This window comes from Mycobacterium sp. 1465703.0 (assembly GCF_001672975.1).
GTDB lineage: Bacteria > Actinomycetota > Actinomycetes > Mycobacteriales > Mycobacteriaceae > Mycobacterium.
Genome location: NZ_LZKU01000225.1, coordinates 1 through 7,928 on the forward strand (window position 1 = coordinate 1; position 7,928 = coordinate 7,928).

Genomic DNA, 7,928 nt, shown 5'->3' on the forward strand with positions numbered 1-7,928 from the left:
GCCAGGGCGTCGACTCGCAGCGCCGCTCGGCGAACTTGGCGGCCATTTAGCAGATCGGGTTCCGGTACGCTACGCTGGCGGCAACGTTGGCTACCTGACATTGCCTGCCAACACCGTCGTGGAACGCTTCCTCATCCCACCGTGTCAGCGAAGAAGATCGCGCTTGACACCCAGATGATCCGTGCACCCGCACTAGCTTGTCTCGCGGCGATCGATTTTGCCATCCGGCAATCTCGCCACCTCGTGCCGATGCCGCGCGCGGCGCTTTCGCCTGCGGCGCACGGCACCACCGATGCCTGAAAGGCACCGAAAAGTGACTACCCACAAGACCTTCGCCGACCTTGGCGTGCGCAACCAGATAGTCGATGCGCTCGCCAAGCGTGGCATCACACATCCATTCCCGATTCAGGTCGAGACCCTGCCGGACACGCTGGCCGGTCGCGACGTACTCGGTCGAGGAAAAACGGGCAGCGGGAAGACCCTGGCCTTCTCAATCCCGCTGGTCAGCCGCCTGTCACAGGGAAACCGGCACCCCTCGCGGCCGTCGGGCCTGGTACTGGCGCCGACCCGAGAGCTGGCCACCCAGATCACCGCGACTCTCGAGCCGCTGGCGGCAAGCTGCGGTCTGCGGATCACCACGATCTTCGGCGGCGTTTCACAAAGCCGCCAGGTGGCCGCCCTCAAATCCGGCGTCGACATCGTGGTCGCCTGCCCGGGCCGGCTGGAGGATTTGATGAAGCAGCGCGTGATCAGCCTCGAGGCTGTCGAGATCACCGTTATCGACGAAGCCGATCACATGGCCGATCTCGGTTTCCTGCCCGGCGTCACCAGGATCCTGGCCGCCACGCCGAATGGTGGCCAGCGACTGCTGTTTTCGGCGACCCTCGACAACGGCGTCGACAAGCTGGTGAAGAGGTTCCTTCGCGACGAGGTGCTGCACTCGGTCGACGAAGCCAACTCGCCGGTATCCGAGATGACGCATCACGTTTTCCATGTCGCCGATACCGAGGCCAAGAAAGAGGTGGTGCACCGGCTGGCGTCCGGCACCGGGCGCCGGATCCTGTTCTTGCGCACCAAGCATCAGGCACGCAAGCTCGCCAGACAGCTCACCGAATCCGGTGTTCCGTCAGTTGACTTGCACGGCAACCTGTCTCAGCCAGCGCGCGAACGCAACCTTGCCTTGTTCGCCTCCGGTGGTGCCCGGGTGTTGGTGGCCACCGACATCGCCGCGCGGGGGGTGCACGTCGACGAGGTCGAGCTCGTCGTGCACATCGACCCGCCCAGCGAGCACAAGTCCTATCTGCACCGATCCGGGCGCACCGCGCGGGCCGGAAGCGCCGGCGATGTCGTCACGGTGGTGCTGCCCGATCAGCGCGAACACACCCGGGCATTGATGCGCAAAGCCGGCATCAAGGTCGCGCCCCAGCAAGTCACCGCCGCATCCGAGGCGGTGCAAACACTCGTGGGTGAGGTCGCGCCCTACCAGGCCCCAGCGCCGGCCCGGATGCCTTCGCGCCCGCCTCAGCAGCATCGGACGACGAACACCGGCGGGCAGCGGCGTCGCCGCAGCAGCCGGTCACCGAGGACGAATCCCACACCGACCGAATCGGCGATGTCTCACCGCACCGCTACAGCTGCGCGACGGCCGGATCGTCGCCGGTCCAGCCGCGCGCAAGGAAGCACCGGCTAGCCGCCGGAGGAATCAGCGTCGGGCCAGCAGCCACGCCTGTCCGTCACATTCGCCGCTGTCGATCAACTCCAGGCCGGCGAAGGCGGCGGGCAGCTCGCCGGCCTCGGCGCGAAAGGGACCGGGACCCGCTCCGACCTCGCTTAGCGCGGCAATCGCCAGCAGCCCGCCCGGCGACAGCCGTTCGATGATCGCCCGGTCGAGGCGCGGGTCCCTGAACTTGTAGCAGAGGATGACGTCGACCGGGGTCCCGGTCGGCAGACCGGCATCGAAGTCGACGACGTCAAAGCGACAGCGACCACCGACCGCGGCACGCTGCGCCAGCTCTCGTGCGTGACTGATGCCCACCGGGGAAATGTCCAACCCCACTACCTGCAGGCCCCGTTGCGCCAGCCAGACCGAACCCGCGCCCTGCCCGCAGGCCAAGTCGAGGGCCCTGCCGGCGTTGGGGAACAGCTCCGCATGGGCCGCGAAAACGGGCGGCGGCGCAACCGAACTCAACGGAGGCGGCCCCTTGGCCGCATACCGTTCGTCCCAGCGATGCCGGTCCGCTTCGCCCATAGGCGCCACTGTAGAACCAATGGCGGTGCCCACCGGACGCGTTCTAGACGGCTGTCTGTAAATGCGCGCCAGACCTTGCGTGACCCAACTAGCGGCACCACACTGGGCGCGGCCAAAGCGGCAGTAAGAACGGGGACCGGTCGCCAGCAGCGGATGTTGTTGGCAGCAGGCCCCGTTTCTACACTGGACGAGTGTCTAGAGATGCGTCGTTTCCGGTCGTGGCCCGGAATGCGGCCGGCGCCGGTGCTGCCCGCCGGTCGGATCGGCGGCCCGGGCAGACGATCCGCAAGGTCTTAGATGCCGGCTTGGAAGAGCTGCGTGGGTCGTCGTACGCCAACCTGACGATGCGGGCGGTGGCGACTCGTGCCGGGGTGTCACCGGCCAGTGCCTACACATACTTCCCGTCGAAAAGCGCGCTGGTCGCGGCGGTGTATCTGCGCTTCCTACGGGACCTGCCGCTACATACCGACGTCAACCACACGACCAAGACCCGGGTCAGCGCAACCCTGCGGGACATGGCTGTCGTCGTCGCCGATGAGCCGGAGCTGACCGCCGCATGCGGCGCCGCCCTGATGGCCGATGATCCGGCGGTCAAACCCCTGCGGGAAGAAATCGGCGCAGAAGTGGCCAAACGAATCGGGGCAGCGCTCGGGCCGGGTTGGCCCCGAGCCGTGAAATCTACGCTGCTGATGACCTTTTCCGGCGCCTTGATGACCGCCCGGTTTGTCAGCTTCGCCGAGATCTCCGGACAGCTCGACGAGGCGGTCAACCTCATCCTCGGCGCGTCGGTGGCCTGAAAGTGCCACTGCCGCAGGCCGATTAGCTCCGGGCGCGACGGTCAGCCGGTGTGGGCGAGCTGTCGGGACGAGCGCCCCGCCCGCAGGAACTCACCGAATCGCTTCGCGCCCAGCTCCGGGGAGGCTTCACCCTCACCGAACGCAAGCCTCCCGGACACCAGCACGGCGGTTACCGTGTCGTCGTTGCGGTTCACCATCCGCGACAACCCGCCGTAGGACTCGACCGGATGCTCGGCATAGCGGTCGAGTGACTCGTCGAGCTTGTCGGGGTTGATGACGACGATGTCGGCGCGGTCGCCTTCGCGCAGGGTGCCGGCGTCAATGTCGTACCACGCCCCGAGCTCGCCGGTGAGCCGGTGTACGGCGTGCTCCACTGACATGAACGGCGTGCCCCGCTTCTCGGCGTCGCGCACGTGCCGCAGCAGGCGCAGACCCGAGTTGTAGAACGCCATATTGCGCAGGTGCGCGCCCGCATCGGAGAAGCCCATTTGAACATTGGGGCTTTGCGCAAGCTTCTTCAGCAGCTCGGGCCGGTGGTTGGAGATCGTCGTGCGCCAGCGCAGTTTCTTGCCGTGCTCGAGCACCAGATCGAGGAACGCGTCGACCGGATGCAGACCGCCACGGTCCAGACCGACCTGCCCGAACGACTTACCGACCACCGACTCATCGGGGCATGCCACGATTTCGGCGTCGAAGAAGTCCCGATGCCACACCCTGGGCCCGTATTTCTGGTCGTAGTCCTTGCGGAACCGACGCCGATAGCCCTCGTCGCGCATCAGCTCGTTGCGGGCGAACTCATCCTGCAGGTGCAGTGCCGCAGCGCCGGACCCGAACTCCTCGAAGATCACCAACGAGATTCCGTCGGCGTACACCTCGAACGGCACCGGCAGATGCTGCCAGCGGAAATTCGCGCCGAGGGCATTGACCATCCGGGCGAGCCAGTCCATCAGGTAGATGACCGGCGGCAAGGATTTGACGTCGGCAGCCGACAGCAGGCTGGTCTTCAGTCGCGGGCGGCCCACCCCGAGCGAGGTGGCCAGCTGGGAAACGATCGAGAACGGGTTCTTGATGTCGGGGCCGGACTGCAGAATTTTGTTGCGCCGCCGCAGGATAGCGTTCAGGCGCCGGAGTTCGCGCGGCTTGGCGTAGGTGGACGGCAGGGTGCGCGATCTGCATACCTCACCGTCGAGCTTGTCGAACAGCAGTTGCTGCGAAGACAACCCGACGAAGCCTTCGTCGAGAGCTTCTTGCAGCATCGACTCCATCCGCGCGAGTTCGGCCGCCGACGGGCGAATGTCTTTGCGGGTGGCCCGGTCCAGTCCCATCGTGGCGGCGCGCATGTCGGAGTGACCGATGAACGCCGCGACGTTAGGGCCGAGATTCAGCTGCTCGAGTGCGGCCACATATTCCTTCGGGCTGCGCCAAGACCGGGCTTCATTGAGATGCTCGATCACATACTGCCGCGGAATCGCCTCGACGCGACCGAAGATGTCGCCCGCGTCGACGTTGTCCAGATACACCGTGGACAGCGAGCAGGAGCCTAGCATCACGGTCGTCACGCCGTGCCGCAGTGATTCCAAAAGCGCTGGCTCACAGAGAGTTTCGATGTCGTAATGAGTGTGGATGTCGATGATGCCGGGAATCACCCACTGGCCGGTCGCATCGATCACCTGGGCGCCGGTCGTGTCGAGCGGCCCCTTGGCGACGGTCACGACGCGGCCGTCACGCACGCCGATGTCCCGGTAGGCCGATGGCCCGCCCGTCCCGTCGAACCAGCGTCCGTTCGTGATCACGATGTCGTACTGCATCGGTCGGCCTCTCTGTTGCGCCGGACGCCTGGGATGCGGTCGGGTCTGTCGATCCGACGGTATCCAGATCCGCAGTGATCATACATAAAGCGCTTATTGTCTTGCCGGGTTACCGGTGCACGGCTGGGCGGTTAGCCAGCAACGATGGCGTCGCCAAGACATTATGATCCAGCTGTGGTGTTCACCAGCTACAGGTTTGCCGTCCGTTAATCATGCGCAGTCACGGTTGGGCAGGTAATACGCCGGCGTCCGATGCGGAGGCGATCGAACGCATCCTCGACGCCGCCGACAAGATCATCGACGAACGCGGCTCGGCGATGCGGATCGCCGACGTGGCACGGGCGCTGGGGGTTACCCGGCAGACCGTCTACCGGTACTTCCTCGGCACGCAGGCATTGCTGGTGGCGTCGGCTATGCGGTCCGCCGACGGCTTCCTGGATCGGATGGCCGCCCACCTCGAGGGTGTCACCGACCCGGTCGTCGCCATTACCGAGGGCATGGCTTTTGCCGTCGAAGAGCTGGCCTCGGACAACCAGGTCGAATTCGTGCTCAACCAACGTCACCGCGGCGGCCAGAAGGTATCGATCATCTCCGACACCGCTTTGGCGTTCGGCCGTTCGATGCTGCATCGTTACGACATCGATTGGGAGCACTACGGTTTCGACGAGGCAGGCCTGGACGAGCTGAACGAATTCTCGCTGCGGGTTCTGCATTCCTTCCTGGCCGACCCAGGACGGCCGCCGCGTAGCGGTGCCGATCTCCGGCGCTACCTCACCCGCTGGATCGGGCCGGCGATCGCCTACCCGCAGATGGTGCGGGCCATGGACGCGCTGGGCGCACACGAACCGCCGCGCACCCGCCGGCGCTCGTCGAAGGCGTCCTGACCTGGGCGTGTCATCGCAAAGGCTGACCATACGCATTTGTTGTTGTGTCCGGCGGTGCTGGCCAAATCATCACCGATTTGCGCCGTCGACCATCTGTTGGACGTCCTGCGGCGACCACGGCCCGGCCTGATGATGGTCCCGGTAGCCGAGCAATCGGGGCGTTTGGCGGTCAAAGCTGCCCACGAATCCGCCTGCGGCAACCAAGATTCGGCCGGTGACGTCTCGCGAGAGATCGCTTGCGAGATAGGCGTAGACCGGTGCGACGAACTCGGGCGGAGCGCTGTCGAGCGATGCCCGCATGGTCATCTCGTCGAGCAGCCCGCGGCGGTGCAGGTCTTCGATGTGTTCTTCATACTCGGCGCCGGTGGAAAGCCGTGTCCTGGCGCCGGGACACACCACGTTGGCCCGGACGCCGTAGGGCTTCAGTTCGGCGGCGATGGCCATCGTCAGACCGTTGACGGCGCCCTTACCCGCCGGATATCCGGTCCCACCGTAATCCCCCAGGAACGCCACCGAGCTGGTGTTGATGATGGCTCCGTGCCCCTGTGTGGCCAGTACCGGCGCGGCCACCCGGCAGGTATGGAACGCCGTGCCCAGGTGGCCGCTGATCAGGCGGTCGAACGCTTGCGCAGAGATCGTCAGGATCGACGAACCGGGGGGTTCGGCTATGCCGGCACAATTGATCAGGGTGTCCAGGCGCCCGAACGTTTCGACGCACTCGTCGACGAGCGACCGGGCGATGCGCTCTTCGTCTGCTGCCCCCACCACGGCGCTGGCGCGCCCGCCGTCCGCGGTGATGGCCGCAACCGTCTCATGCACGGCGTGTTCGTCACGCCCATTGACGACGACACCGGCTCCGAGGCTGGCCAGCAGCTCGGCGACCGCACGTCCGATGCCGCGGCTGCCGCCCGATACCACCACGCCGTGCCCGGCTAGCAAACCCGCAGCGCCGTTCGAGCTCACCGCGGGCTCCGGTGAGAGCTACCCGGAGCTTCGTGTAAAGCGTTGCACGCGAATTGCTCTCGCCGTCGTTTGAAGTGCATGGGCTGGGCAGGGGGCACGAACATTAGGCGAACAGTACCCAGCCGAACCACAAATTGAGTAGCGAATCCGGCCCTCGCCGGAGCCGCGCAGTCGATGCTGCGGGCGCCGCTACCCAATGGCACCGTGGCCGGCTTTGATCGCGAGTTGTTTGCGGCCAGCACCGAGCGCTTCTTCGTCAGCTACCGGTGGCCGTGAACACCGCAGCTCGACGGACATCTGCGCAGCATGAGCGAATCCCCGAACCTCACCCCAGACGGGTTGCTGACCTCAATCGCTACACCACGGAAACCGTTAAGAATCTCTACAGAATCACCGCCCCAAGCCATCGCCGGCTGATGCGATGGGGCGTATAGTCTCCAATGAAGTCCGTTATGGACGTGTCGCCGTTTAGCTAAAAGCGGTCCAGTCAGCCGCACGGCTACTGAGCTTGGCATGGCTCCGGCGAATCAAATCCGAGTCTGCGCCCCGCTCCTGTGTGCGTTGGGTTATCGACCGTCCTGCGGATAGGGATGCAGTGGAGGCTGTGGCATGGCTGCGACCGATTCCTTACGCTGCACACGACTCTAGGAGTGAGTCAGCAATGCAAACTTGTTCGCGCACAAATGTTTACCCGACTCGTCGAGTGAACATGGGATGCGCCAGCCGATGACCAATGTAATTTCTGCGACCCGTCCAGCCCCCCGCCCCACCTCGAGATCAGACGATTCTTACGACGACGTTGTCGGGATGTTTCTGGCGCTACGTCAGCTGCCAGCCGAATCGCACGAGTACGCCCACCAGCGCGAACGCATTGTCTCCAGATGCCTCCCGCTGGCTGACCACGTGGCCAGCCATTTCGCCCGCCGCGGCGAAGGTCTGGACGATCTGGTTCAAGTGGCTCGTTTGGGCTTGATGAACGCCGTCAACCGGTTCGATCCCGCCAAGGGCCCGAGCTTCATCGGGTTCGCGGTTCCCACGATGATGGGCGAGGTCCGGCGTTATTTTCGTGACTACAGCTGGGGAATGCGCGTCCCGCGCCGATTGCGTGAACTGCACGTACAGATCAGCAGGACCACCGCTGATCTGGCTCAGCAGCTGGGGCGCGCACCCACCGCCGGTGAGCTCTCTCAGGTGCTTGAGGTACCGCGCGAAGAAATCGTCGAGTGCC

The 7,928-nt window shown here is 65.3% G+C and carries 8 protein-coding genes; 5 read left to right on the forward strand and 3 right to left on the reverse strand.

The features are described 5' to 3' along the window. Positions 1–141 precede the first annotated feature (141 nt). Together A5625_RS28600 and A5625_RS21225 are read left to right on the forward strand one after the other, a co-directional pair. Positions 142–300 carry a hypothetical protein gene (locus tag A5625_RS28600; RefSeq protein ID WP_232003774.1) on the forward strand — a complete coding sequence of 53 codons (159 nt, stop codon included), beginning with the start codon at positions 142–144 and terminating at the stop codon, positions 298–300. A gap of 13 nt (positions 301–313) precedes the next feature. Next, a complete protein-coding gene (locus tag A5625_RS21225) occupies positions 314–1,690 on the forward strand; it encodes a DEAD/DEAH box helicase (RefSeq protein ID WP_066998530.1) in 1,377 nt (458 codons plus the stop codon). A gap of 12 nt (positions 1,691–1,702) precedes the next feature. On the opposite strand, the gene A5625_RS21230 is transcribed toward A5625_RS21225, so the two are convergent. Further along, positions 1,703–2,248 (reverse strand): bifunctional 2-polyprenyl-6-hydroxyphenol methylase/3-demethylubiquinol 3-O-methyltransferase UbiG, encoded by a 546-nt coding sequence (locus tag A5625_RS21230; RefSeq protein WP_066998533.1) that lies wholly within the window; start codon positions 2,246–2,248, stop codon positions 1,703–1,705. A 191-nt stretch (positions 2,249–2,439) separates the two neighbouring features. On the opposite strand from A5625_RS21230, the gene A5625_RS21235 reads away from it, so the two are divergent. Continuing rightward, positions 2,440–3,045 (forward strand): TetR/AcrR family transcriptional regulator, encoded by a 606-nt coding sequence (locus A5625_RS21235; RefSeq protein WP_066998537.1) that lies wholly within the window; start codon positions 2,440–2,442, stop codon positions 3,043–3,045. 41 nt (positions 3,046–3,086) lie between these two features. On the opposite strand, the gene A5625_RS21240 is transcribed toward A5625_RS21235, so the two are convergent. Continuing rightward, positions 3,087–4,853 (reverse strand): amidohydrolase family protein, encoded by a 1,767-nt coding sequence (locus tag A5625_RS21240; RefSeq protein ID WP_066998539.1) that lies wholly within the window; start codon positions 4,851–4,853, stop codon positions 3,087–3,089. 212 nt (positions 4,854–5,065) lie between these two features. On the opposite strand from A5625_RS21240, the gene A5625_RS21245 reads away from it, so the two are divergent. After that, a complete protein-coding gene (locus A5625_RS21245) occupies positions 5,066–5,737 on the forward strand; it encodes a TetR/AcrR family transcriptional regulator (RefSeq protein ID WP_066998542.1) in 672 nt (223 codons plus the stop codon). Positions 5,738–5,806: 69 nt separating this feature from the next. Here A5625_RS21245 and A5625_RS21250 read toward each other — a convergent pair whose 3' ends face one another. Next, entirely contained in the window at positions 5,807–6,700 is an 894-nt protein-coding gene (locus tag A5625_RS21250) for an SDR family NAD(P)-dependent oxidoreductase (protein ID WP_066998545.1), read from the reverse strand. A gap of 726 nt (positions 6,701–7,426) precedes the next feature. Between A5625_RS21250 and A5625_RS21255 the strand changes: the two genes are divergently transcribed. Further along, positions 7,427–7,928, forward strand: a 502-nt coding sequence (locus tag A5625_RS21255; RefSeq protein WP_156748434.1) for a sigma-70 family RNA polymerase sigma factor, incomplete at its 3' end; no start/stop codon positions are given.

What these genes read in the sequence shown, in the direction of transcription:
- A5625_RS21230 (WP_066998533.1), bottom strand. Translation starts at nt 2,248, where the DNA reads ATGGGCGAAGCGGACCGGCATCGCTGGGACGAACGGTATGCGGCCAAG.
- A5625_RS21240 (WP_066998539.1), bottom strand. Translation starts at nt 4,853, where the DNA reads ATGCAGTACGACATCGTGATCACGAACGGACGCTGGTTCGACGGGACG.
- A5625_RS21245 (WP_066998542.1), top strand. Translation starts at nt 5,066, where the DNA reads ATGCGCAGTCACGGTTGGGCAGGTAATACGCCGGCGTCCGATGCGGAG.